The sequence below is a fragment of the Streptococcus sp. HMSC064D12 genome (assembly GCF_001837205.1).
GTDB classification, from domain to species: domain Bacteria; phylum Bacillota; class Bacilli; order Lactobacillales; family Streptococcaceae; genus Streptococcus; species Streptococcus salivarius_D.
This window is the reverse complement of sequence record NZ_KV831722.1, coordinates 129,651-153,779: the sequence shown is the minus strand read 5'-3', so window position 1 is coordinate 153,779 and position 24,129 is coordinate 129,651. Positions and strand designations below refer to the sequence as shown.

General features: G+C 39.9%; 25 protein-coding genes. 2 read left to right on the top strand and 23 right to left on the bottom strand.

What is annotated here, in order from left to right:
* The first annotated feature begins 38 nt into the window (after positions 1-38).
* A complete protein-coding gene (locus HMPREF2697_RS01600; protein WP_014633599.1) occupies positions 39-710 on the top strand; it encodes a potassium channel family protein in 672 nt (223 codons plus the stop codon).
* An 88-nt stretch (positions 711-798) separates the two neighbouring features.
* Here the strand turns inward: HMPREF2697_RS01600 and HMPREF2697_RS01595 are convergent, their stop codons facing one another.
* From HMPREF2697_RS01595 to HMPREF2697_RS01495, 21 genes are all read right to left on the bottom strand, one after another.
* Positions 799-1,629 (bottom strand): energy-coupling factor transporter transmembrane component T family protein, encoded by an 831-nt coding sequence (locus tag HMPREF2697_RS01595; RefSeq protein WP_070849356.1) that lies wholly within the window; start codon positions 1,627-1,629, stop codon positions 799-801.
* Positions 1,622-3,298 (bottom strand): ABC transporter ATP-binding protein, encoded by a 1,677-nt coding sequence (locus HMPREF2697_RS01590; protein ID WP_070849353.1) that lies wholly within the window; start codon positions 3,296-3,298, stop codon positions 1,622-1,624. Before HMPREF2697_RS01590 ends, HMPREF2697_RS01595 begins: the two co-directional genes overlap by 8 nt.
* A gap of 65 nt (positions 3,299-3,363) precedes the next feature.
* Positions 3,364-3,909 (bottom strand): ECF-type riboflavin transporter substrate-binding protein, encoded by a 546-nt coding sequence (locus tag HMPREF2697_RS01585; RefSeq protein ID WP_070849350.1) that lies wholly within the window; start codon positions 3,907-3,909, stop codon positions 3,364-3,366.
* Between the two features lie 9 nt (positions 3,910-3,918).
* Positions 3,919-4,767 carry an SAM hydrolase/SAM-dependent halogenase family protein gene (locus tag HMPREF2697_RS01580; protein ID WP_070849348.1) on the bottom strand — a complete coding sequence of 283 codons (849 nt, stop codon included), beginning with the start codon at positions 4,765-4,767 and terminating at the stop codon, positions 3,919-3,921.
* Positions 4,768-4,916: 149 nt separating this feature from the next.
* Complete coding sequence (sstT, locus tag HMPREF2697_RS01575; protein ID WP_002886576.1) at positions 4,917-6,125, bottom strand: serine/threonine transporter SstT; 1,209 nt, start codon at positions 6,123-6,125, stop codon at positions 4,917-4,919.
* 122 nt (positions 6,126-6,247) lie between these two features.
* On the bottom strand, positions 6,248-6,940 hold the full coding sequence (locus HMPREF2697_RS01570) for a methionine ABC transporter permease (protein ID WP_002883771.1): 693 nt from the start codon (positions 6,938-6,940) through the stop codon (positions 6,248-6,250).
* Complete coding sequence (locus HMPREF2697_RS01565) at positions 6,940-8,007, bottom strand: methionine ABC transporter ATP-binding protein (protein WP_070849345.1); 1,068 nt, start codon at positions 8,005-8,007, stop codon at positions 6,940-6,942. Before HMPREF2697_RS01565 ends, HMPREF2697_RS01570 begins: the two co-directional genes overlap by 1 nt.
* A complete protein-coding gene (locus HMPREF2697_RS01560; protein ID WP_070849342.1) occupies positions 8,000-9,373 on the bottom strand; it encodes a M20/M25/M40 family metallo-hydrolase in 1,374 nt (457 codons plus the stop codon). Before HMPREF2697_RS01560 ends, HMPREF2697_RS01565 begins: the two co-directional genes overlap by 8 nt.
* Before the next feature lie 60 nt (positions 9,374-9,433).
* A complete protein-coding gene (locus HMPREF2697_RS01555; RefSeq protein ID WP_070849339.1) occupies positions 9,434-10,336 on the bottom strand; it encodes a MetQ/NlpA family ABC transporter substrate-binding protein in 903 nt (300 codons plus the stop codon).
* A gap of 159 nt (positions 10,337-10,495) precedes the next feature.
* The gene (locus HMPREF2697_RS01550; RefSeq protein ID WP_070849335.1) at positions 10,496-11,344 is read right to left on the bottom strand and encodes an amino acid ABC transporter substrate-binding protein; all 849 of its coding nucleotides are present in this window, start codon (positions 11,342-11,344) and stop codon (positions 10,496-10,498) included.
* 166 nt (positions 11,345-11,510) lie between these two features.
* Positions 11,511-12,227, bottom strand: a complete 717-nt coding sequence (locus HMPREF2697_RS01545; RefSeq protein ID WP_014633885.1) for an ABC transporter ATP-binding protein — start codon at positions 12,225-12,227, stop codon at positions 11,511-11,513.
* Position 12,228: 1 nt separating this feature from the next.
* The gene (locus HMPREF2697_RS01540; protein WP_002886567.1) at positions 12,229-13,008 is read right to left on the bottom strand and encodes an energy-coupling factor transporter transmembrane component T; all 780 of its coding nucleotides are present in this window, start codon (positions 13,006-13,008) and stop codon (positions 12,229-12,231) included.
* Positions 13,005-13,982, bottom strand: a complete 978-nt coding sequence (gene cbiM, locus HMPREF2697_RS01535) for a cobalt transporter CbiM (protein WP_070849333.1) — start codon at positions 13,980-13,982, stop codon at positions 13,005-13,007. Before cbiM ends, HMPREF2697_RS01540 begins: the two co-directional genes overlap by 4 nt.
* A gap of 3 nt (positions 13,983-13,985) precedes the next feature.
* On the bottom strand, positions 13,986-14,825 hold the full coding sequence (locus tag HMPREF2697_RS01530) for an urease accessory protein UreD (RefSeq protein ID WP_070849330.1): 840 nt from the start codon (positions 14,823-14,825) through the stop codon (positions 13,986-13,988).
* A gap of 1 nt (position 14,826) precedes the next feature.
* Positions 14,827-15,441, bottom strand: a complete 615-nt coding sequence (gene ureG, locus HMPREF2697_RS01525; RefSeq protein WP_002889928.1) for an urease accessory protein UreG — start codon at positions 15,439-15,441, stop codon at positions 14,827-14,829.
* Between the two features lie 29 nt (positions 15,442-15,470).
* The gene (locus HMPREF2697_RS01520; RefSeq protein ID WP_002886562.1) at positions 15,471-16,184 is read right to left on the bottom strand and encodes an urease accessory protein UreF; all 714 of its coding nucleotides are present in this window, start codon (positions 16,182-16,184) and stop codon (positions 15,471-15,473) included.
* A complete protein-coding gene (ureE, locus tag HMPREF2697_RS01515; RefSeq protein WP_002886561.1) occupies positions 16,174-16,626 on the bottom strand; it encodes an urease accessory protein UreE in 453 nt (150 codons plus the stop codon). Before ureE ends, HMPREF2697_RS01520 begins: the two co-directional genes overlap by 11 nt.
* Positions 16,627-16,766: 140 nt before the next feature.
* A complete protein-coding gene (ureC, locus tag HMPREF2697_RS01510) occupies positions 16,767-18,485 on the bottom strand; it encodes an urease subunit alpha (protein WP_070849328.1) in 1,719 nt (572 codons plus the stop codon).
* A gap of 15 nt (positions 18,486-18,500) precedes the next feature.
* Positions 18,501-18,812 carry an urease subunit beta gene (locus HMPREF2697_RS01505; protein ID WP_002886559.1) on the bottom strand — a complete coding sequence of 104 codons (312 nt, stop codon included), beginning with the start codon at positions 18,810-18,812 and terminating at the stop codon, positions 18,501-18,503.
* A gap of 11 nt (positions 18,813-18,823) precedes the next feature.
* Complete coding sequence (locus HMPREF2697_RS01500) at positions 18,824-19,126, bottom strand: urease subunit gamma (protein WP_002886558.1); 303 nt, start codon at positions 19,124-19,126, stop codon at positions 18,824-18,826.
* Between the two features lie 24 nt (positions 19,127-19,150).
* Positions 19,151-19,666 carry an AmiS/UreI family transporter gene (locus tag HMPREF2697_RS01495; protein WP_002886548.1) on the bottom strand — a complete coding sequence of 172 codons (516 nt, stop codon included), beginning with the start codon at positions 19,664-19,666 and terminating at the stop codon, positions 19,151-19,153.
* A gap of 405 nt (positions 19,667-20,071) precedes the next feature.
* Between HMPREF2697_RS01495 and HMPREF2697_RS01490 the strand changes: the two genes are divergently transcribed.
* On the top strand, positions 20,072-21,466 hold the full coding sequence (locus HMPREF2697_RS01490) for a DUF4153 domain-containing protein (protein ID WP_257375229.1): 1,395 nt from the start codon (positions 20,072-20,074) through the stop codon (positions 21,464-21,466).
* A 51-nt stretch (positions 21,467-21,517) separates the two neighbouring features.
* Here the strand turns inward: HMPREF2697_RS01490 and HMPREF2697_RS01485 are convergent, their stop codons facing one another.
* Positions 21,518-21,850, bottom strand: a complete 333-nt coding sequence (locus tag HMPREF2697_RS01485; protein WP_070849323.1) for a DUF805 domain-containing protein — start codon at positions 21,848-21,850, stop codon at positions 21,518-21,520.
* A gap of 110 nt (positions 21,851-21,960) precedes the next feature.
* Positions 21,961-24,057, bottom strand: a complete 2,097-nt coding sequence (locus tag HMPREF2697_RS01480) for a peptide cleavage/export ABC transporter (RefSeq protein ID WP_070849320.1) — start codon at positions 24,055-24,057, stop codon at positions 21,961-21,963.
* Between the last annotated feature and the right edge of the window lie 72 nt (positions 24,058-24,129).

Genomic DNA, 24,129 nt, shown 5'->3' with positions numbered 1-24,129 from the left:
CTATTTTATTAATTGACAATATTCTGAAAGGATTTTATATGAAAACACAAATTATTGGGGTCCTTGGTTTGGGAATCTTTGGACAAACTATTGCAACCGAACTCTCCTCTTTTGGACAAGATGTTATTGCCTTAGATAATAATGCTACAACAATTGATTCCCTTGCTGATCAGGTGACTAAGGCTGCTGTTGGGGACATTACTGACATTGAATTTCTACGTTCTGCTGGTATCGATACTTGCGACTCAGTCATTATTGCAACTGGAGAACACCTAGAATCGTCTGCACTAGCGCTCTTGCAGTGCAAAAAACTTGGTATTAAGAATATTATTGCCAAAGCTACGAATAACAATTATGAGGAAGTCCTTTACGGAATGGGTGCTAACTGGGTCATCACTCCTGAACGTAGCACAGCAAAAGAATTGGCTTCAAATATCCTCCGCTATAACATATCAAATGTTTTTCATTTAGAGGATGACGTAGCTTTAATTGAACTTAAAATTCCTAGTGAATGGGCTGGAAAGTCCTTGCATACTTTAAATCTAAGACAAAATTATAACGTCAATGTTATTGGTTTTAGAGATGAGAAAAGTGGCAAGTTAAACACTCACTTTGACCCAAGTAAGAAACTACCTGATGAAGGAATCATCCTAGTTGTCGCTGACAATCGAACACTAGAAAAATTTGATTATTTAGGATATTTGAAATAACAAAAACGTTCCAATCTCGTTCATATGGACAAGACTGGAACGTTTTTAGTTGTGCTTAATAGCATACTTTTACTAAAAACCAAGAATATCATCCCCACGGATTGTAAAAACGACCATGATTGAGGAAGATTAATCCTATACTAATTCCCAATAAAAGAATAGCTGACACGATGACAAGGTAATCTTGTTTCATCAAAGATTTATGCACATACCAGGTACGTTTTTTATAGCGACCAAATCGACGTAGCTCCATAGCTGTCGATATGGTATCAATTCGTTCGAGAGATGAAAAAATTAGAGGAAGAACAATTTGGAGATTCCCACGAATACGTTTGACCAGTCCCGCCTTTTGCGACAAATCCAAACCACGAGCCTCCTGAGCCTTACGAATCGTAAAGAATTCTTCTTGGACATCTGGAATATAACGCAAGGTTAAACTAACGGAATAGGCAAATTTATAAGGAATCCCAATTTGATTAAGACTAGCCGCAAACTGACTTGGATGGGTAGTCATGAGAAATAGGATGGCAAGAGGAACCGTTGAAAAATATTTAAGCAATAGATTTGCAAGGTAAAAAAGCTCCTGACTGGTCAGATAGAAACGTCCCCAGCCTTCAATAAGAACTGTCTTTGCCCCGTAAATTTCTTCACCATAACCAGGTGCGAAAAGGTAGACCATAAGTAAATTAAAGAGAGCAATGGATCCAATAATCTTAACAACAAAAGAAATATCTCTCCAACGAATCTTAGCCAAATAAAAGAGATAAATGGAAAGTAAGCCTACTGCTAGGATAAAGCGTGGGTCATAGGTTGCCATACAGGCAACTGAAACCAAGATAAAGAAAAGCATCTTACTTGCCCCAGACAAATCATAGAGGCAACCTTGACCTGACTGATAACCAATTAAACGATTAGACATTAGGGCCTCCTTTTTCGATATAATACTGGGTTACTTCTACTGGATCACTTGACAATTTCTGACCCAAAGTATAAAGAGATGTCTGCTTGAGATTGGCTGACTCTAGTAAACCCTTCTGATTAAGAATTGTAACAGGGTTGTCGTCTGCAATGACTTTACCCTCAACCACAACGAGACAACGATCGCTATATTCCAACATGAGCTGCATGTCATGAGTAATCATCACAATCGTATGACCTTGCTTCTGAAGACTGTCCAAGAAAGTCATGATATCTGTGTAAGTCTTGTAATCTTGACCAGCTGTTGGCTCATCCAAGATAATGATTTCAGGTTTCAAAACCAAGATAGATGCAATGGTCACGCGCTTTTTCTGACCAAAGGAAAGCGCAGAAATGGGCCATTTACGAAAACTATAGAGACCACAAGTCTTCAAGACCTCATGAACACGCTCTTCAACCTCAGCCTCTTCAATACCTCGCAAACGCAAACCAAGAGCGACCTCATCAAAAATCATAGTTTGGCTAATCATCTGATTTGGGTTTTGCAAAACAAAGCCTATACGTTCTGAACGCTCGGCGATGCTATCCTGACTAATATCCTGACCCTTGTAAGTTAATTTCCCTTGACTAGGGACAAAACCGCATAGAGCCTTGGCAAGCGTCGACTTCCCAGCCCCATTTTTACCGACAATCGCTAGTCGCTCACCTTTTTTCAAGCTAAAGGACAGATCCTCTATAATTGCTGGATTATCTCCATAGGAAACACTAAGCCCCTCAACCTTCAAAATAGAATCACTCGAACTGTCTTTTTTATCTTTCAAAACTCTGTCTGGCAGAGCAAGGTCAGATAAGTCTAAAGCATCCAATTGACTAAGATTTTGTGCACTCCTTATGTCAAATCCCAACTGACGTAAAACCGTCACATATAGAGGTTCGCGAATCCCATTTTCTAACAAGAGTGTGCTCGATAAAAGCTCATCTGGGCTACCATTAAAGAGGAGCTCTCCATCATTAACCAGTAAAATGCGGTCAACGGGACGATAAAGAACATCTTCTAGGCGATGCTCAATAATAATCGTCGTAGCTCCCACCTCCTTGTGGATCTTATCAATGAGATCAATGGTTTCCTGTCCTGATTTAGGATCTAAATTCGCCAGAGGCTCATCAAATAAAAGAATAGGACTCTCATCAATCAAGACTCCAGCCAAACTGACTCGTTGCTTTTGGCCACCTGATAAATCTTGAGGGCGGTGATTCAAAAGAGAAGTCAAGTCTAGACGCTCAGCCCAGAGGGCTACCTTATCTTTCATCTCACTTTGATCAGCACAATCATTCTCCAAAGCAAAAGCCAAATCCTCGGCTACTGTTAGGCCGATAAACTGACCATCTGGATCCTGCAATACCGTCGATACCAACTGTGACTTATCATAGATAGATTGCTTGAAAATATCCTGACCATCTATCCTTACCTGGCCTTGTGCCTGACCTTTATGAATATTAGGTATGATACCATTGAGACACTGAGCTAGGGTCGACTTTCCACTACCAGAAGGACCTAAGATGAGGACTTTCTCGCCCTTAGCAATATCAAAGCTGATATCTTTAAGCGTCGCTTCTGCTTGCGCATCATATTGAAATGTAAACTGATTAAAACTAATGTATTTATCCATGTTTCTACTAAAAAAGAGAGGAGGTATCAAAACAAACTGACAGTCCCACTCTCCTATGATTCATGCTAGTCTTTGGTAAGACTACCAGATTGTGTACGTGAGCTAGCATAGATTGCAAGAAGGAGGGTTCCTCCAATTGCAATTGTAATAAAGTTAGCTACGCCAGCTACAAAACTTTGTGCATAAAGGTATGACCAGGCTTGTGCAAATTGGAATCTATCACCAATAGGGGTAACGATACCATACGCAATAAGAAGGGCCAATGCTTGTGCTAGGTTAAACCAAATCATACTCATCAAAGAAAACTTGCCAGTTGTCACATCATATTTTTTGTTGAATAGACCAATTACAAGACCTGTAATAGCACTTGCAAGTACCCAAGCCCATGAGATATTTCCGTATTGGATGCCATCTTTAAGCGCATGCCCAATGAAGCCCATAAAGAAACCTGTAATAGGCCCAAAAATCACTGAGAATAGGGCTTGAACAGCATACTGAAGTTGGATGCTAGTATTCCCAAAAATAGGGATATTAACAAACATACCAATGATAATAAATAGTGCTGCACCAATACCTGTCGCAACTACTGTACGAATTGAATTATTTTTCATAATCTTACTTTAATCTCCTAAACGTTTAATTTCAATGTGCCAGTTAGACCCTACGCCAACATTATAGGCCTTGGCAAAAGACCCTTGGTTAATGGCTAAGCCAACACGATAGAGGGAATTGATATAAATAATTGGCTGACCGATACGAACATCCGCAAAAGATTTCCCATAGGTAACTTGGTTTTGGTAGACCAACATATCATTGTTAAAGATGGTCACTTCGAATCGATCACCAAAGTTTGGTTCCAACGCGTAAAAGTCATCACGTGTGATAGAGGTCCAAAGAGAGCCGAAACGGACGTCTAAAATGTCAATCGCCCCACGAACCAAACTATCCTCTATGATGGTTTCAACCACTGGAAGTTCTAGAATTTTATCCACAGGTAACTCAGGACCAACTTCTTCAAAACTGATATGACCAGAAGCTAATTTGGCACCTGTATAGGCATAAACATCACGACCATGGAAGGTATAGGAAAGCTCTGTATTACTACGACGATTCTCAACCTCGGAAATCTCACGAACAGCAACGATACCAACAACCTTCTTGATATAAGAAAGTGTCCCGTTATCTGGTGTGACGATATATTGCCCCGTCTTTGTTAAGGCAACCACACTTTTACGTGAGGAACCTACACCCGGATCAACTACCGAAACAAAGGTTGTCCCCTCAGGCCAGTATTCAACGGTCTGAAACAGACGATAAGAAGCCTCAAAAGTGTTGTAGGGGGTAATATCATGTGTCAGGTGATGAACTCCCAAACTAGGTTCTTCTTGAAGGGCCACACCAATCATGGCCGAAACAGCACCGTCAACCAAACCAAAGTCTGATTGAAGCACCAATAAATTATTAGTCATAAATGTTTCACCTTTTCTCTTTGAACGGTTTATTTTACCATATTTTAAGGGCTTTTTAAAGATGATAGATTCTTGAGCTAGCTATAGTCTTTGACTATGTTTTCTCTAAATCAAAAAGCCAGCCAAATAGGCCGACCTTATACAATTAGCTATGCTTTCTTCCAACGGCTCTTTTCTGCTACTGCTGTAAAGAGAACGTCTGTTGAAGAATTAAGGGCTGTTTCACAAGAGTCTTGGATGACACCTACGATAAAGCCGACACCGACAACCTGCATGGCCAAATCATTTGAGATACCAAAGAGGCTACATGCTACCGGCACTAATAGGAGGGATCCTCCAGCAATACCTGAGGCACCACAAGCAGAAATAGCTGAAACCACACTAAGAATGAGTGCTGTCGCAAAGTCGACCTGAATCCCCAAAGTCGTTACTGCAGCAAGCGTTAAGACATTGATTGTCACGGCTGCTCCAGCCATATTAATAGTTGACCCCAAAGGGATAGAAACCGAATAGGTATCAGGATTCAAACCAAGATCCTTACAAAGTTGAAGGTTAACTGGAATATTGGCTGCTGACGAGCGAGTAAAGAAGGCTGTAATCCCAGAGTCTTTCAAACAACGGAAAACTAGTGGGAAAGGATTTTTGCCCATCATCACAAAAGCAATGATTGGATTAACAACCAAGGCAACAAAGGCCATTGTTCCCACTAAAACAAGGATTAGGACCCCATAATCTGCCAAAACACCAACACCATTCTCAGAAATAGTATTAAAGACAAGACCAAGGATACCAAATGGGGCCAAGTTGATAATCCAACGAACGATTTGTGAAGTCACTTCTGCCAAGGTATTAAGCAAATCCTTCGTGTGATTGCTAGCTGCTCGCATGGCAAAACCAAAGACAACTGCCCATACCAAAACACCAATATAGTTAGCTTGAGCCAAGGCATTGACAGGGTTATCCACCATCTTAAGCAATAAATCTTTAAAGACTTCTCCCACACCTTGAGGTGCTGTCGCTTTAGTCGCTGCAGCTGCTCCCAACTTCAAAGAAATTGGAAAAATATAGTGAGAAATAACAGCCGTCAAAGCTGCCGCAAAGGTCCCAAAGAGATAAAGAACAATAACTGTCTTCATGTTGCTTTGTTGCCCTTCTCGCGTTTGGGAAAGGGCATTGGCAACCAAGGCAAAGACCAAAAGTGGGGCAATTGCCTTCAAACCACCAACAAACATGTCTCCTAAGAGACCAATAACCGTAAACTTAGGAACAAGCAAACCAAGCACAGCACCCACTACCACACCAATGGCAATACGCTTAATTAGACTGGTTCTATTCCAAGTTGAAATAAAACGTTTCATAACTTATTAACTCCTTTTTTATGGTTAGTCAACCATAAAGCATTCGATAGCTTCCATACTATGATAAATATCTGAAATCGTCAAGACATGAGAAAAGCCTGTGGCAAACAGGCTCTCAAATCCTATTTATGACTCAATTTACGTGTCAAGAAATCACCCAAGAATTGGATAAGGAAAATCAAAATCAAAATCAAGAAAGTTGCCAAAATGGTAACTGATGTACTAGAACGGTTATATCCATAATAGATGGCGATGTAACCAAGACCACCGGCACCGATAGCACCAGCCATTGCAGTTTCACCGACTAGGGAAATCAGAGTTACGGTTGATACACGAACCAACTCAGGTAGACCTTCACCAAGGTAAACCTTAATCGTATCCCAAAGTGTCGCACCACTAGCTTGTGCTGCTTCAATAACGCCACGGTCAAGATCTGCAAGTACCACCTGTACTTGACGTGCAAAGAATGGGAAGGTTGCAGCTGACAATGGAACCAAGGCTGCCGTCATACCGAGGTTAGTCCCTACGATAAAGTAAGTGAACCCTTTCAAAATCGCCAAGAGGATGATGAAAGGAATGGCACGAAAGATTGAAGTGATTTTATCCAAGATTTGGAAAACAAATTTATTTTCAATGACTCCACGAGGACCTGTCAATACCAAGAAGAGCCCCATAACAAGACCAAGAAGTCCCCCAATGATGAAGGAAATAACCGTCATGTAGAGAGTCGCATAGATGGCGTCTGGCCAAGAGTTAACCCCCTGCATACCGATACGATAAATATCTGGAAAGTTTTGTTGAATCCAATCTGCCATTATTGGGCTCCTTTCTTAAGTACTTGTAAGCTGACACCTGCATTTTCAATCGCTTTTTGAGCAGCAAGAACCTGATCCGCTTCACCATCCAAGACAACGACCAATTCACCAACAGGAGTATCACCTAGAATCTCAACGTTACCATAAAGGATGTTACTTGAAACGCCGTACTCTTTGAAAAGTTCGGTCAAGAGTGGCTCATCTGTTAAAGAACCAGCATATTTAAGTTGAACGAGAAGGGCTGAGCTTGGTAAGTTTTTCACCAAAGGTTGTGCATTAATCTTAGCCAAGGCATCTTCAATCCCTGATGCAGTTTCAATAAATTCTTGTGTCAAATCTTCTTGAGGATTTGAGAAGATATCAAGGACACTGCCCTCTTCCAAAAGTTGACCATTTTGCATAACGGCAACACGGTTACAAATATCTTTAACAATTTGCATTTCATGGGTAATCATAACCACTGTCAAGCCAAGTTTTTTATTCAAATCCTGCAAAAGTGAAAGAATTTGCTTAGTTGTTTTAGGGTCAAGAGCTGATGTAGACTCATCTGAAATCAAGATTTCAGGATCATTAGCCAAGGCACGGGCAATCGCTACACGTTGTTTTTGACCACCTGACAATTGTGCAGGATAGTTTTCCGCACGATCAGCCAAATCAACCAATTCCAAAAGACCACGAATTTTTTTGTCTTTCTCTTCATTGCTTAGTTTAGAATGACGAAGGGCAAAGGCTACATTTTCATAAGCCGTCTTTTGAGCCATAAGGTTAAAGTGTTGGAAAATCATCCCAATCATTTGACGTTTCTGACGCAATTCTTTTGTCGACAATTGGACCTTACCATCTGCAAAAGTCACATCTTTACCGATAGTGATTTTACCAGCTGTAGGCACTTGCAAAAGATTGATAGCACGCACAAGGGTAGATTTACCAGCCCCTGAATAACCAACAATTCCGTAAATATCACCTTTTTCAATCTGGATAGACACATCCTTAACCGCTTGAATAGTGCGGCGTTTCTGCGTAAAGGTGATATCAATATTTTTCAAATCAATAATGACATTACTCATAACTTGCAATTAACTCCTTAATTAGTTCAATGTGGGTGTAGTAATCTGCTAAGCTGACATTTTCATCCCCACCATGGTCACGACTGTTGGCATTCCCTATACCAAAGGCTGCCATAGGAACACCCAAAGCCCGATGAATCATATGCATAGGCCCTGTACCTGCTGCCGTTGGAAGCACAGCAACGCCTTCTTCATAAAAACCTTTTGCTAACTCAATAACATTGACAATAGCTGGATCAGACATATCACTACGATAACTTTCTTCACCAAGAGTGAAGGTCACCTTGATACGGTCAAATCCTTCTTTTTTAAGGTGAGCCTTGATACACTCCAAAACGTACTCAGGCGTCAAGCCAGGGACCAAACGCATCTCCATCTTAGCTCTGGCTTGAGCTGGTAAGATGGTCTTAACCCCTTGCCCCTGATAACCTGTTGAAATGCCTTCAATGGAAAGGGCAGGTTCAAAATAGTAAGTTTTTAAGAAAGCTCGGCGGTCACTTTCTAAAATGGGTAGTTTTAAGCCGTAAATCTTACGAAGACTATCTGCATTTTCAATGGCATAAGTTTCAATAAGATCCATCTCTCGTTCGTTTGGTTGGACAATCTTTTCATAGATGCCGTCGATAAGGATACGTCCCTGATCATCTCTCATGCTTGAGATAGCATTGAGCAAGTACCATGAGGCCGATTCAATCACGGCACCAAATTTAGAGTGGATATCAACATCAGCACTCTCGACAGACAAGTCAAAGGTAATAATCCCCTTGTTGCCCCCTGTGATTTCCAATTGACCTTTACTATTTCGATTTCCTTGTTCCCAAACCAATAGGTCTGCTGGAAGAAGGTCATCTCGGTATTTTTCCAAATATTTTTCAAGGTCAGTTGATGCAGATTCTTCAGCCCCTTCCATCATAAACGTAATATTTACAGGAAGGTCACCAACTTCTCGAATATATTTCCGAAGGGCTGTCAAACGAGCTGTAATATGCCCCTTATCATCATCAACACCACGACCATACATGTAGCCCTTACGAACAGTCAGACGGAAAGGTTCATCTGTCCATGGCTGATCATTATCCGCAGGAACCGTATCATAGTGTTGATAGAAAATAATTGTTTTCGCATCTGGATTTGGACTCTTGAATTTTGCCAAGACAAAAGGTGCCGTATAGGTCTCGTCAATTGTCACCTCTGCACCAACACCAGAGAAAATCTCACCAAGGTAAGCAGCCACATCATAGAGACCAATATTTTGAGCAAAAATAGATTTTTTAGAAATCAAAGTCCGCAAGACTTCAAAATAGTGCTGAGCAATTTCATCGTTACGAAATTTTCGTAACTGCTCTTCTTCACTTGAAAATGCCATCAAATCGTCTCCTTCATACACGACAAAATGGCGTGCTCTCACACGCCCTCTGTCCTTAGCTTATTTCTTTGAATTAGCTTTCAATTGATCTTGTGTTGGGGCACCTTTCCATGCTGGAAGGTCAACCTTGTTAGATGCATCATAAATGATTTGTGCTACTTCATCGTTTTGGTAGGCTTTAATCAAAGTCTTGATAGCATCAGCTTTATTTGATTTTTCCCAATCTTTATTAGCTGCAATGATGTTAACCCAATCTTTCAAATCTTGACTTGGATCTTCTTGGAAGAGAGTTGTGTCATAGTCAACGTTTTGTTGTTGTGCGTATGAGTTATTAACAACCGCTGCATCTACTGATGAAAGCGTTTGGGCAGCTTGTTCAGCTGAGATTTCTTTGATGTCCAATTTCTTTGGATTCTCAGAAATGTTCTTGATAGTTGCCAATTCACCATCTTTAACATCCAACTTAATCAAACCAGCTGTTTGAAGAAGTGTCAAAGCACGGCTTTCGTTTGTACCATCGTTAGGTACTGAGATTGTAGCTCCTTCTGGAAGCTCTTTAACATCTTTATACTTAGCTTTTCCGTTTTCAGTACCTGAGAAAAGGTGGATTGGGCTAAGAAGTGTGTCAGCTGCCGCAACAACATCACCTTTATTTTCTTTGTTCCAGTTGTTCAAGAAATAAATGTGTTGGAAAGCATTAACATCGATTTCGCCGTTTTTAAGGGCTTCATTTGGTTGATTGTAGTCTGTGAACTCTTTCAACTCGATAGTAACACCCTTGTCTTTAGCCAATTCTTTGACTTTATCCCACAATGGCTCAGTTGTATCATCCAAAGTCATGATACCAACTGTCAAAGTTTTATCATCTTTAGTTGATTTATTACCACCAGCACCACAAGCAGCCAAAGCTACTGTTGAAGCGACTGCCAATCCCGTAATTCCAAGAATTTTTTTAAGTTTCATAACGAACTCCCTTTAATTGTTTTAAGTATAAAATTATTATCCCATAGGATGAGAATTGTAGCAAATTGTTTATAATTGTATATTTCTATAGTTTTTAACTATAACTCGCCCTAGATTTTAATTATATAAAAAAGCTGAGAATCATTCCCAGCTCCTTTCTTATTTTTTGCTTGGAACTTTCAAAGCGTCTTTAGTTGGAATATAATCTTTATTTCCAAGGAATTTTTCAGCCAACTTAGCCAAAGTACCTTCTTTTTGGAGTTCTTCCAAACGTTTGTTTACAAATTTTTGAAGGTCTTTTTGGTTATCTGCGAACAAGAAGTAGATGTATGGTTGTTGATCAGATTTAAGCTCAATAGTCTTCAAGTTGCTCAATTTATTATTTTTGATGATTGCATTAACAGTTGGTGCATCAAAAATCTTGAAGTCGTACTTACCTTCATTCAAACTTGTCAACATTTGTGTAATATTTTCATTTGTGTAGTTAAGTTCAACTGGCTTGTCTGAATGTTTATCGTTAAATTCAGTTAATTGTGTCGCTGTCGATGTTCCTTGAACAACCTGCGTTGAGTGTCCAGCAATATCATCATATTTCTTAATATTACTATCTTTTGGAACAGTCAAAACAGCTGGTGTGGTACCAATTGGATATGAGAAGAGGTATTTTTGGTCACGTTCTTCTGAATAAGAGATATTGTTCCCAGCCATTTGGTATTTAGCTGAGTCAAGACCTGTGAAGACTGAAGACCATTCTGTTTTTTGGAATTTCACTTCATATTTGTCAGAGTCTTTGAAGACTGCTTTAGCCACTTCCACATCGTAACCAGTCAATTCACCGTTTTCTTCATATGAGAACGGTGCTGTTGTCCCAACTGTGGCAAAGTTAATTGTTTCTTTAGCACCTGAAGATTTAGATGCTTCTTTTGATGATTTAGATGAACATGCAGCAAGCAAAGCTACTGAAGCAATGGCTACACCTGTAATTCCAAGAATTTTTTTAAGTTTCATAATATTCTCCTTTGAGATTGATTGTTTTTATTGTAACAGAATTCACTAAGCTTAACTAATACTTAAACATAATCAAGGTGATAAGAAAATACTATCACCTAAAAATATCAATTGTTTGACAAAGAAAAAGTAGAAAACCAATAACGATTTTCTACCTTATTCCTAATTAATAATGTGACAAACGCTCAATTACTTGCTGGTTATTGAGCACTTCCTGGGCAGGAAAGAAATCAGCCTTGCCATCTTCAAAAAGAAGAACATCAGCCTTTTCATGATGAAGGTGCTTAAAGTGATGAGCAGACATGATAATAGTTTTCCCAGCTGAATGAAGTTCATGTAGAAGTTCCCTAAAAAATTCTTCATATTCTTTAGAAAGATTATTGAAGGGTTCATCAAGAATATACACATCTGGATTCGTTACCATGATACTGGCAAAGGCCACTTTCTTCTTTTCTCCACCAGACAGTTGATAGGGAACGCGATCCCTTAAATCTTCAATTTTCAGCAGGGATAGTGTGTCTTGGACCCGCTGTGAGACTTCTTCTTCGGTCAGACCTAGCTGACGAGGACCAAAAGCAATCTCATCATAGACAGTACTATTAAATAATTGACTATCCACATCCTGAAAGAGGATTCCGAGGCGGCTATAAAAATCTCGCTTTTGACGTTTGTCCTTCAGCCATTCTTTGAGGTCCTTCCCTAAGAAAAGAATGCGTCCAGATTCTTCCTGCTTGAAGCCGGTTAATAAACTGATAAGACTTGATTTTCCAGTCCCGTTTTCCCCCATCAACATCACATATTGTCCTTGTCTAATCTCCAAATCAAGACCAGTAAAGACCTTTTTTTGTTCATAGGCACAGGCCACTTGATTCAATTGAAACATCTCATCCTCCTAACAGAATCTGTCCTAAAATCACTGCTACTAGACTTATCAAGGCCAGCCAGTCCTTCCATGTGAATGACTGTGATGACTTGACATACTCACCAACAAAGCAACGTGCTTCCATGGCTTGAGTCAGTTCCTCACCATAGCGTATGGCTTTAAGGTATAAAATTCCCCAGATATTACTTCCAATCCGGAAACGATGATTGCCACCAAAGCTTCGCGCTTCAATCCCTTTGAGCAAATCCATCAATTGTTTTCCAAAGACATCAATATATTTTATGGTGATATCTAACTGGAGCAGAACAAGATCAGGAAAATGCAACCCTTTTAATGCCGCTAACATCTCACTTATTGTACTCGTCTCTGAATAATAAGCAATGGCTACGGCAATCAAAGGAAGTCTAAAAAGAAAGAGCGATTGACCTCCGCTAAGTAAGAGATGCGGTAGATAAAGAACTAAAGGAAAAACCAACAACACTACAGTCTTTTTCAAGGTTCTTACTAAAATAGAATGTGGTAGAAAAGCCACCCCAGCTCCTAAAAACAAGGCTAGAATCCACAAAACTGTGAGATTTCGGCTAATTCCCACTGAAATAAGTAAGAAAAAGAGAAGTAAAACCTTAGCTGTTGGATGAAAGACTGATGTTACTTTTAAAGGATGCGTTTCAAACTTTTGAAGCAGAGCTTCCAGATGGTGACGGTTCCGGATAAGAAAATTATTTCTACCGACTTTAGTGACTACCGGGCGCTCTTCCGACATCCAATCTGGCAGAATCATTTTTCAACCTTTCTACCGAAAATCAAGCGATAGAGGATGAAGAAAATCAAAACAGCAGAAGCAGCGCTCAGAATATAACCCAAGACTTCTGGAACACCTGCGATACTATAATCTGGGAAGAGGGCATTGAATGAGAAACCATTCAACATTCCTTTTGGCGCTTGGGCTTCCACATGATAATGAGCCAATTTTTCTACCAACTCTTTGACATCCCATTCTGCAAAAGCTGTTCCCGTCGCCAATAAACCAAGTGGTGTTAGGATAATCAAGGCTAGGATAAAGAGCAATAAAGGACGTAGTTTTTTAGTCGTTATTTCCTGAGTATTATCAATATTCAAACGTTCAATGAATTCTTGAACACCAGCTGTGAAGAATCCTTCTACCAGACCGATGAGGAGGTGAGTCAAGCCCATTACTGGAAGTGTCACTCTCAAAGGGTATGGATTATAAAGCGGATTACCACTGCTATCTTTAAAGAGAATAGGCTGAATTCCTAGTAAAACTGCAACAGTTAGAGCTGCAGCTACAATCCCAATATAACCTCCAAAAAAGCTGGCAATTATCCTGTTCTTTGTCCACTTATTCAAGAGTTTATAAACAGCATAACCTACAAACGGCATAACAACGGCCATACAAAAAGCGTTAGCACCAAAGGCCAAGATTCCACCATCACCAAAGAGCAAGGCCTGCATGGCCAGGGCCACACTAACTGCTAAACAGGAAGCCCAAGGCCCTAACAATATAGCAATTAGCACTGCTCCAACAGCATGGGCACTCGTTCCACCTGGGGCTGGAAGATTAAACATCATGATAAGGAAGGACAAGGAAGTCCCGATTCCCAACATAGGAATCGTTTTTTTATCCGTATCAACTTTAACCTTTACTTCCTTGACAGCCTTATACCAAATAGGCAACATAACTGCCCCCATTGCCGCACAAGTCGTAGGGCTTAGGTAATTTTCAGGAATATGCATTTTTTATCTCCTCATATCATTTTTTCTCAAATTCAAAGGGGTTAATCCATGTATTTCTTGTCTAAAATAGTCTGCACAGGCATAAATGACGCGACGATTATCCTCAGCAGTTTTTCCTAAGATACGTAACACCAGACCTGGGATATCTAAGGATGAAATAGCAAAATCAGACTCTAAATCCAGATCTTCTAAGTGCTTCTGCAAAGCCTTAACAAAAGCCTCGTCAATATTTGGTGACACCATTACCAAACTATTATAATTACGCCAGCCTTCAAAATAACCAAGTTTAAACATATCTTGTTTCTGAGGCTCTAAGAGGGTCTGATCGCTATAAACAAGCTCATCATCTTGGTAGATTTGTGTCAAATTACGAAAATAATGGTATTGAAACGGCAAATCCTCATGAGACCAACCTGCCGTCACACCATCTGAATAAATCAAGTGGGCAGACTTATCCATATCAATACGACTTGTTTGGAAATAGCGTGATTTTAAATAGGGAATGACTTCATCAGCCATGTACTCCAAATAGCTATTTTCTTCAAGTGTGATGGACGTATTCTGATGTGTCAACTGTCCTTTCTCACACTTGTAAACATAGGTAGGTGTTTGGGTTGTTACCAAGGCATGAGCATCTTTATTAACATCAATGGTCACTTGATACTGCTCACCCTCGACAAATCCCCCACCCATATTAATGAGGAAATAGTAAGGAACACCGTTGGCATCTGAATTATCCGCCGATACTCGAGAGTTGCCTTCTTGGTATTTCTTGTGGGAAATTGTACGACCATTTCGGTTTGAAAATCCAAGATGGACAAAGCCATCGTATGCTTGTGTCATCTTACAAGTCCTCTAGTAGGAAATTCTTACGAATCCATTCTTCCACTTCCTTAACATTGTCATCATTATTCAAATTTGTGAAAATGAAAGAATCTTCGTTACGGAAATGAAGGGTATCTTCACGCATACGGTCTAGGTTGGCTCCAACATAAGGAGCAAGGTCAGTCTTATTAATCAAGAACAAATCACTCTTAATCATCCCTTGACCAGCCTTACGTGGGATTTTTTCACCCTGAGCAACGTCAATAATATAAATGGTGAAATCAACCAAATCAGGACTGAAGGTCGCAGCCAAGTTATCCCCACCACTTTCAAGGAAAATAACATCCAAATCATGGTTAAAGCGCTCTTGAAGAGTTTCAATCGCTTCAAAGTTCATAGAAGCATCTTCACGAATAGCAGTATGAGGACATCCACCAGTTTCTACGCCAATGATACGGTCTTCATCTAAGCTTGAATTTTTAGCCAAGAAAAGAGCATCTTCTTTTGTATAGATATCGTTAGTAATAACTGCTAAATTTAAGTCGGACATACGTCGTGTAAGACGCTCAAGCAAAAGGGTTTTACCTGAACCAACAGGTCCACCAACTCCAATAATTACAGTACGTTTTGTCATTGTTTTTTCCTCTCAACCTTGTTGATATTTTAGGACATGAATAGGCGGAATACCTGTGTTTCATGTTTCATCTGAGCTAATTCAAGACCAGGCGTATTGGCCCCAAGGTAGGACGCGTCCAGTTCTTGAATTTCCTGTGTCATTTTTTCTAATTGCGAAAAGCTACGTAAAACAATCTCTTGTCCAGCAAACTGTCCAAGTGGAATGGCACGGACAGCATTTTGAACCATCGTCGAAATCACGCTATAGCCATAAAGTGCAATAGCTTCACTACATCCCAAGCCCTTGTTAAACACATAGAGCGCAAATACAATAGCTGGATTGCCGAAGACCTCACCCTTACGTATTTTGGACTGATAGTCATCCAATACCGGAATAGCATGGAGCCTTTGAATGAGTCGAAGCATTTGCTTAGCAATCATTTTAGTCCCCTGTCTTGTTTCACGCGCTTGCGTCGAAACTGTCAAGACCTTATCATAATGCCAAACCTGCTCTAAGTTGTCTGTAGCCATAGCATCATAAACCAGTTTGATTACAAGACCTTCACCATATTTAAACTGACTAGCTAAATAGGCTTCTTGCCACTCTTCGTAACCTTTATCATCTGTTACAGTATCTTCGCGCAGATAATTTTCCATCCCAAAAGAGTGGTTAAACGATCCAATTGGAAAGGTTGAATCGACAATTTGCACAATTTCAAGATAATCTTGCAAAGACACATTAGCAAAGGGATTAATGTTCATGGGCAGTTAAATTCACATGGCGTAGGGGCTTATCAAGGACCACTTCTTCAATCGTGTAGGCAATCTCTTTTTGAGTCAAGACTTGCTCTACAACTGGGTCAACCTCTAAATAAATCTTGGCATCTTTCACCTCAATCGGTTTGTGAGTATTCCCAAGAATATGAGCTGTGATTCCCATTTCATCCATATCTTTAGGTGAAATGACAATCAAATCCTGTGACTCAACCCCAATAGCTAGGACATGGTGATTATCGATAAAAAAGGCAGAGCCATTTTGCAATTTTTGTCCCTTATCAAGACGAATACCAAATTCATTGCCGTGGTCGCTTTTCACACGAATAATTTTTTTATTAAGATCATCACTCGAAAGAATGACTGTTTCAATATGGTATTTGTCCACATCGATATCTTTAACAAGAGCGTCTACTTTTGTAAAAATCATACTTTTTCCTTTTCTATTACATTTTAAAAATCTAGCATCAAACTCATATAGCAACTTAATAAAGCGCTAAAAATGTTATGGCTATAAAATACAAAAGAGGTTGGAGGAAAAATTCCAGCCTCATTTATATAGCGTCTTCCTTAGAACAAGAAATAACGTTGAGACAATGATGTCGTATGGATTGGCTCACAAGTAACCAACTCATCATCAATAAAGACATCAAAGGTCTGTGGATCGATACGGATTGTTTTTGGAGCGTAGTCATTAAGCTTCATATCACGCTTAGTCAAGTTACGCGTATTCTTAACAGGAAGAACAATCTTATTCAAACCAATTTCTTCTTTGATACCGTGATCATAAGCATATTGAGAGACAAATGTAAGATTTGTTTCATGAACCGCTTGACCGTAAGCACCATATAATTTACGCATGATACGTGGTTGAGGTGTTGGAAGACTTGAACCAGCGTCACCCATAACACCATAAGTTAACATACCACCCTTAAGCACCAACTTAGGTTTTGCACCAAATTGTGCTGGTTCCCAGATAACCAAATCTGCAAATTTACCAACTTCTACAGAACCGATATAGTCTGCAATACCGTTAGTGATGGCAGGGTTAATTGTATATTTAGCCACGTAACGTTTGATACGATTATTATCGTTAAATTCTGAATCCCCTTCAAGTGGACCACGCTGAGCCTTCATCTTATCAGCTAGTTGCCAACAACGCATGGCTACTTCACCGACACGTCCCATTGCCATGGCATCTGAAGTCATGATACTAAGGGCACCCATATCATGAAGAACGTCTTCTGCAGCCACAGTTTGTTTACGTACACGTGATTCAGCAAAAGAGACGTCTTCTGGAATTTTTGGATCCAAGTGGTGGCAAACCATAACCATATCTAACAACTCACCAATAGCATTTGTAGTGTATGGGTTAGTTGGGTTAGTTGATGATGGCAAAATATTTTCCTTACCAGCAAAGACCATGATATCTGGAGCGTGTCCACCACCTGAACCTTCGGTGTGGAAGGTATGAACGGTACGACCTTGGAAGGATTCCAAAGTATTTTCCATAAATCCACCCTCATTCAAAGAGTCAGTGTGGACCGCAAAGGAAACATCGTATTTATCCGCAACTTTAAGGGAATTATCAATTCCTGCGTAAGTCGCACCCCAGTCCTCGTGTGTCTTAATTCCTGCTGCACCGGCCTTAATTTGCTCTTCAACCACTTCAGTCTCAGAACCAACACCTTTGGCAAGGAAACCAAAGTTAGCAGGCATATCATCAACAGATTGCAACATACGAGTAATATGGAATTTACCTGGTGTACAAGTTGTCGCATTACTTCCATCAGCAGGACCAGTACCACCACCAAAGAGGGTAGTAATCCCGTTATCCAAACCAAATTCAGGAAGGTCGGCAGAAATATAGTGCACGTGAAGGTCAATACCACCAGCAGTCACAATCAAACCTTCAGCAGCAATGGCTTCTGTACTAGCACCCACAACAAAGTCCACATTGTCCATTGTATCTGGGTTACCACCGCGACCGATAGCAACAATCTTACCATCACGAATACCGATATCCGCTTTAATAATACCTGTATAGTCAATGATGGTTGCACCTGTAATAATGGTATCAACAACTGATGGATTGTCACGCGTTTCCGTAGCACTAACACCCATACCATCACGCAAAACTTTACCGCCACCGAACTTAGATTCCTGTCCATAAACAGTAAAGTCTTTTTCAATGGCTGCAAAAAGATTGGTATCTCCAAGACGTACGCTATCACCTACAGTTGGTCCGTAGTGTTGAGCATACTCTTCACGATCCATTTTAAAACTCATCGATTTGTCCTCTTTCTAGTCTAAGAAACCATTGACCTTGTTATTGAAACCAAAAATACGACGTTTCCCTCCAAAGTCAATAAGTTGTACTGTTTTCGTTTCACCTGGCTCAAAACGAATGGCTGTACCTGCTGGAATATCTAGACGTTTGCCTCGCGCCTTTTCACGATCAAACTGAAGACCAGCTTCGTTTGCTTCATAAAAATGGTAGTGAGAGCCCACTTGAGCAGCACGGTCACCCACATTTTTCACTTCAAGACTAATGGCTTCGTAACCACCGTTATAATCAATTGGCTCACTCGCCACATGGTATTCACCTGGAATCATTACATTTCTCCTTACTGAATAGGATCATGAACAGTAACCAGTTTTGTACTGTCCGTAAAAGTAGCTTCAACTTGAATCATTGGAATCATTTCCGCAATACCTTCCATAACATCTTCACGTGTTAAAAGATTGCGAGCTTCATCCATCAATTGGGCAACAGTTTTACCTTCTCTTGCACCTTCAAGCACATAGTCTGTAATCAAAGCAACCGCTTCTGGATGATTCAATTTGATTCCTTTATCTTTACGTCGTTGAGCAATCATAGCCGCAAGGCTAATCATCATTTTTTCCTGCTCACGCATTGTCAATTGCATCGTTTTTCCTCCTTAAATCAATGCTTACCACTTGCCCCAAAGCATCAAAAGCCCTGGAATCCAAGCCGTTACAATTCCTTCAAAAATAGCTAGGTAAGGGACAAATTTTCCTAAGTTCTTCTTAAGGTTAATTTCAATAAAGGCAGTTAGCCATAGAATACCCCACAAGAACCAAATAATACCATACCAAGCATTACCACCATATCCAGATGTTAAGCAAAGAATCCCTGCTGGTAGCGTATTAATTGCCACAAATAAACTAAACCACCCATACAAACGTTGATCAAAATCGAAAATCGTATTGATAGCTGAGTAAAGGTAGGTGAAGGCAAATAAAAGACCTGTGGCGCTACCATAAAACCATTCAGCGCCTTGCCCTGTACAAGCTCCATAAGCAATGACAATAATGTTGAGAATCAAACCCAAACCACCCGTAAAGATATTCATGACAACATTTGATTTATCAGGAATACCCTCTAAACGATGGAGTCCATTACTCATCAAAACCATACCAACATAGAGTAGGATGACACCTAACATAAGAACCTCCTAAGTTTTTTTTATGTTAATATCATACTACTTTGACAACACATGTCAACGAATTTTCAGAAATTTTGCAACATTTACATGTTAGTCAAGCTAACATGTGGTGTCAAAAAATGACATTTCATTTGGTAATTCTCAATAGGAGTCCTCTGTTTAATCCTATATAAACAAACAGTTAATCTATTAAAAGCTTTCTTTAGCATTTGACAGTTTCTGACAATATAGCCCGTACAATCTATCATCCAATGTGAGCATAATATTTTTTTCTCGCCTATTTTTCCAACTCATTCTCCAGACCTAAGTCCATAGACCTATTTTTAGTAATTTTACAGTTGGGTAACAAAGTCAAACGTTTTTTATGATAAAGTCTTTTTTGGACTAAAATCCAAAAGGAGAATTATGATGGAAACAAATAACTACACTACTGATTTACAGCTAGTCTCCCAAGAATATTCCGATGAAAAGACTAGTCTTCAAACCAAAACCAAGAAACTCTTGGAACATTTTTTACCAAAAGACATTTGGAAAATTAAGGGAATGTTTGTCGCCTGTCTCGTGGCCTGCTTCCTGTATGTCACTTACTTGACCCATTTTTCCTTTGCCTTTCCAGCAACCCTTGTCTTGATCAGTACGATTGAACTGGGCTGTCGCCTATTAGGTGGAAAAGCGAAGGGAATGAGACTTGAATCGGGAATATTTATGGTCACTAGTCTCCTCCAAGGCTTGCAAATTAGTCTCTGGGGCCTGCACGACAACTGGGGGAGCGCTCAGATTCTTTGCCTTCATGCGAGTATCCTCCTTTACTTAATGGCACGCACTGGACAAAGTAGTCAAGACCGTTTGGGAATTATGGTTTGGCTAGACCTCATATACACAAGCTGCATCTTCCCACTGAAATATTTCTTCATCGGAGCCTGGACACTCCTCTATAAAACAGCACCTAAACAAGAGCTCTCCGAAGAAGAAAAACACGCAGTTCATAACCACAAATGGATGATTTTCATTAGTATCATGATAGCCTTGGTACTGACTGTATTCGCTGCTAGTCAGCTTAGTCAGGTCTTGCCTGCTTTCGGAGATCTTTGGCGACAGTTCTTCCAGAAACTAGCTTCTCTACTTGATTTCACCCTCACCTTCAAGGACAACGGATTATTGTTCTCTCGTTTAATAAGCAGTATCCCTCTGGCTCTAGGACTTTTTGCTCAACTCACTGCAACCTATTTGGCAAAAGAAAAGCCACTCAGTCAAAAACGATTTGAAGGCCATCTTAAAGCGACCCGTCAGTTCCCAAAAGTAGCAGCTTATATCGTACTCGGAAGCCTCTGCTTCACTTATGCCCTATTCATATTAACTGCCACTAGTCAAATGGGAGAACTCCTTTCTCTCAACCAAGCCAGCATTCCAGCCCATCAAGCCTCACATATTGCGGTTCAAGGCTTCTGGCAATTGGTTCGAGTTTCTACCCTCAACTTAGGAATCCTAGCTGGACTTTACATTTTTTCTAAAGAAAATTTCTTCACCCACAAAGGGCTTCGTTTCTTAAGCACCCTACTCTTTACTTTTGCTAGCCTCTTTGCCCTTATCGCTGGCTGGAAACTCTTTGGTGTTTATATGGCACTCTACGGTGTGACGCCACGTCGCTTACTGTCAGGTTGGTTTGTCACAGTACTCTTTATTTGGTGTGTCCTAACACTAATTCGACTTTATAAACCTATTCAGGCAACTCGTCTCGCTGTATTTTATGCAACTATCAGCTTCACCCTCGTTAGCCTCTTAGGTAGCTTTATTTTATAAGAAAAAAAGAGTGTAACTAGATTAACTAGTTTCACTCTTTTTATATTGAAGTTATTTTGAATCTCTTGTAGGAAAGGCATACATCACCCAAAGCACTACCAGGAGTGGTGTCGCTTTTAATACAATCCATGCAACATTGAAATTGGCATCACGTAGACGACGAATCTGCATAGAAATGGTAGGAAGCGCCGTTGCTGCTATAAATAAAATGAAAGCTGTTAATGTAAAGCCAGCAGCCTTTGTTTCTCCAAGGAAGTCCATCAGTAGGAAAATCAAAGTACCAATAACTCCATTAATCAAGACAACCCACCAATAGTCTGATCGTTTTGTACGACCATAAAAATCGAGATAGCCTAACCAAAAATTTTTATATGCCTCTAACATGTTTACACCTCTTAATAATATGCTACCAGTATACTATATAAAGAAGATAGGTGCAAGATGTGAAAATTTAGACTTCTTAAGTTTTCTACATATATAATAGGAAGATTATTTTAAATAAACTGGAATGGATTGAAATTAGGACTGTCCGACTCAATCTGGCCACTCACCATGGTCACCACACGACTGACATGTTGACGGACACTATTGCGGTGAGCAATAAAAATCATTGTTCGTTTAATCTTAGTAAGATTAGCCATGACCCTGCTTTCAGTATCACTATCGAGACCACTGGTAGCTTCGTCAAAAATCAAGATAGGCTGCTTCGACAAGAGGGCCCTCGCTATCGCCAAGCGTTGTTTTTGACCACCAGATAGACCACCATCCTCAGATACTTGGGTCTGAAAACCTAGTGGCATTTTTTGAATATCCTCTAAGATATCAGCTTGTTGGCAAACCTTAAGAAGCTCTTTCTCGTCAACTTCTCCTTCAAATCCTAACAGCAGATTTTCTAAAATGGTTCCAGTAAACACATAGGTCTGCTGGGGAACGTAAGTCACCATTTGCCGCAGCTCCGCATGGCCAATAGCATCTTTATCTAGGGTTACATGACCACTAGATTTTGTGTAATAACCCGACAACATTTTCGCTAAGGTCGTTTTCCCAGATCCACTTTTACCCATGAGGGCAATTTTCTCACCCTTATGAATCGTTAAATCAATCTTACTAAGCGTCTCTTGCTGATAACTAAAACGGTGACTAACACCCTTAAGAGCAAGTTGTTTAAAAGATAACTCTTTAAGTTTTCCTTCTTCTTCCTTATCCACAACATAAACTTCTTGAAGACGATTATTGGCTACTTTGGCTTGCTGAATTTTGGATTGGAGATTGATAATATTAATTAAAGGAGTTGTAAAATAATTCAGCAACATATTATAAGTAATCAACTGACCTGCAGATAGTTGCCCTTCCATGACCAATTGTGCCCCATACCAGAGGATAAAGACATTGGAAACTAACTGAACCCCTGTCTTTAAACCATCCTGCGTTAATTGCCACTTGGCCTTAGACAAAGACTTCTTCAAATAGTCATGGAATTTCACCTCAATTTCCTGATAGCGTCTTTCTTCAACTCTCAAGGATTTTAAGGTTTCAATGCCTCGCAAATCATCAATAACAGCGGTATTGACCTGACTATTTGCCTCCATCAATTGATAATTTTCCTTTTCAAAAAGCTTATAGAAGGCCAAAATGATTAACACATAAAGAGGAACTACCGTGAGAGTCATCACAAAAAGTGACTGATTTTGTAAAATAAGGGCCACAGCTAAAGTCATCACAATGGTCACATCTAGGAAAATCGATAAAATCGTTGAAGCTAGAGCATCGATAATAGTGTTGGCATCTCCAAAACGTGACGTGATTTCACCAGTGCGACGTGAACTAAAGAAACTAATAGGCAAGGAAAGGACATGCTTAATATAAGGAAGAATGACAGCAATGGATAAGTAATTTCCCAATCGATGTAGAAGATAATCTTTGAAAAAAGTAAATACTTGTTGAGCTAGATAAGAGATACATAGGCCCAGTGAAATCATGGTTAGAAGAGTGTAGGCCTCCTGAGGAATCAAGCGGTCAATAATAGATTGCAAATAATAAGAACCAATGATATTAACTAGGGTCACTAGAAAACTTAACAAGACAATAACTGCAATCAAACCCTTACGACGGAACAAAATCGGTAAAAATGAAAGAAGCCCAGGCACATCTTCTTTGTATTTAGTGTAGGTTTCTCCTGGAACAAAAAAGAGAGCAACTCCTGTCCACTCTTTGGCAAACTCCTCTAAGGGCATTTTAATGACCTTCTTGCTAGGATCTGGATCACCAATAACAAGCTTCCCCTTGATTTGACCAAACACCGTATAATAATGTTGCAATCCACCTTCTTTAACCACATGTGCAATAAAAGGATAAGATAGGTTTTCTTGTTTAAACAAGTCTAAATCCGCACGAATAGCCTGAGTTTCAAGACCCAACTGCTTGGCCGCTTCAACCAAACCAAGCGCAGAAGTGCCTTCACGAGAAGTCTGAGCCAACTCCCGCAAATAAGCTAAACTATAAGATGAACCATAGTGTTTAAGAATCATGGCTAAGGCAGCGACACCACAATCACGCTGATCAATCTGTGAAATATATGGATATTTTGACATGGTGACTCCTTATTAAAGACAACCTGTGAAATAAGGCAAGATAGTGATAAGTAGTGAGAATAGTGTAAATAA

Coding starts and splice junctions, on each gene's coding strand:
- HMPREF2697_RS01505 (WP_002886559.1), bottom strand. CDS start 18,812: ATGATTCCAGGTGAATACCATGTGGCGAGTGAGCCAATTGATTATAAC.
- ureE (WP_002886561.1), bottom strand. CDS start 16,626: ATGATTTTTACAAAAGTAGACGCTCTTGTTAAAGATATCGATGTGGAC.
- HMPREF2697_RS01545 (WP_014633885.1), bottom strand. CDS start 12,227: ATGTTTCAATTGAATCAAGTGGCCTGTGCCTATGAACAAAAAAAGGTC.
- ureG (WP_002889928.1), bottom strand. CDS start 15,441: ATGACAAAACGTACTGTAATTATTGGAGTTGGTGGACCTGTTGGTTCA.
- cbiM (WP_070849333.1), bottom strand. CDS start 13,982: ATGCATATTCCTGAAAATTACCTAAGCCCTACGACTTGTGCGGCAATG.
- HMPREF2697_RS01565 (WP_070849345.1), bottom strand. CDS start 8,007: ATGAGTAATGTCATTATTGATTTGAAAAATATTGATATCACCTTTACG.
- HMPREF2697_RS01595 (WP_070849356.1), bottom strand. CDS start 1,629: ATGTCTAATCGTTTAATTGGTTATCAGTCAGGTCAAGGTTGCCTCTAT.
- HMPREF2697_RS01585 (WP_070849350.1), bottom strand. CDS start 3,909: ATGAAAAATAATTCAATTCGTACAGTAGTTGCGACAGGTATTGGTGCA.
- HMPREF2697_RS01560 (WP_070849342.1), bottom strand. CDS start 9,373: ATGGCATTTTCAAGTGAAGAAGAGCAGTTACGAAAATTTCGTAACGAT.
- HMPREF2697_RS01550 (WP_070849335.1), bottom strand. CDS start 11,344: ATGAAACTTAAAAAAATTCTTGGAATTACAGGTGTAGCCATTGCTTCA.
- HMPREF2697_RS01530 (WP_070849330.1), bottom strand. CDS start 14,825: ATGACACAAGCATACGATGGCTTTGTCCATCTTGGATTTTCAAACCGA.
- HMPREF2697_RS01490 (WP_257375229.1), top strand. CDS start 20,072: ATGATGGAAACAAATAACTACACTACTGATTTACAGCTAGTCTCCCAA.
- HMPREF2697_RS01580 (WP_070849348.1), bottom strand. CDS start 4,767: ATGACTAATAATTTATTGGTGCTTCAATCAGACTTTGGTTTGGTTGAC.
- HMPREF2697_RS01555 (WP_070849339.1), bottom strand. CDS start 10,336: ATGAAACTTAAAAAAATTCTTGGAATTACGGGATTGGCAGTCGCTTCA.
- ureC (WP_070849328.1), bottom strand. CDS start 18,485: ATGAGTTTTAAAATGGATCGTGAAGAGTATGCTCAACACTACGGACCA.
- HMPREF2697_RS01570 (WP_002883771.1), bottom strand. CDS start 6,940: ATGGCAGATTGGATTCAACAAAACTTTCCAGATATTTATCGTATCGGT.
- HMPREF2697_RS01540 (WP_002886567.1), bottom strand. CDS start 13,008: ATGATTCTGCCAGATTGGATGTCGGAAGAGCGCCCGGTAGTCACTAAA.
- HMPREF2697_RS01495 (WP_002886548.1), bottom strand. CDS start 19,666: ATGTTAGGTGTCATCCTACTCTATGTTGGTATGGTTTTGATGAGTAAT.
- HMPREF2697_RS01485 (WP_070849323.1), bottom strand. CDS start 21,850: ATGTTAGAGGCATATAAAAATTTTTGGTTAGGCTATCTCGATTTTTAT.
- HMPREF2697_RS01500 (WP_002886558.1), bottom strand. CDS start 19,126: ATGCAATTGACAATGCGTGAGCAGGAAAAAATGATGATTAGCCTTGCG.
- sstT (WP_002886576.1), bottom strand. CDS start 6,125: ATGAAACGTTTTATTTCAACTTGGAATAGAACCAGTCTAATTAAGCGT.
- HMPREF2697_RS01480 (WP_070849320.1), bottom strand. CDS start 24,057: ATGTCAAAATATCCATATATTTCACAGATTGATCAGCGTGATTGTGGT.
- HMPREF2697_RS01590 (WP_070849353.1), bottom strand. CDS start 3,298: ATGGATAAATACATTAGTTTTAATCAGTTTACATTTCAATATGATGCG.
- HMPREF2697_RS01600 (WP_014633599.1), top strand. CDS start 39: ATGAAAACACAAATTATTGGGGTCCTTGGTTTGGGAATCTTTGGACAA.
- HMPREF2697_RS01520 (WP_002886562.1), bottom strand. CDS start 16,184: ATGAACATTAATCCCTTTGCTAATGTGTCTTTGCAAGATTATCTTGAA.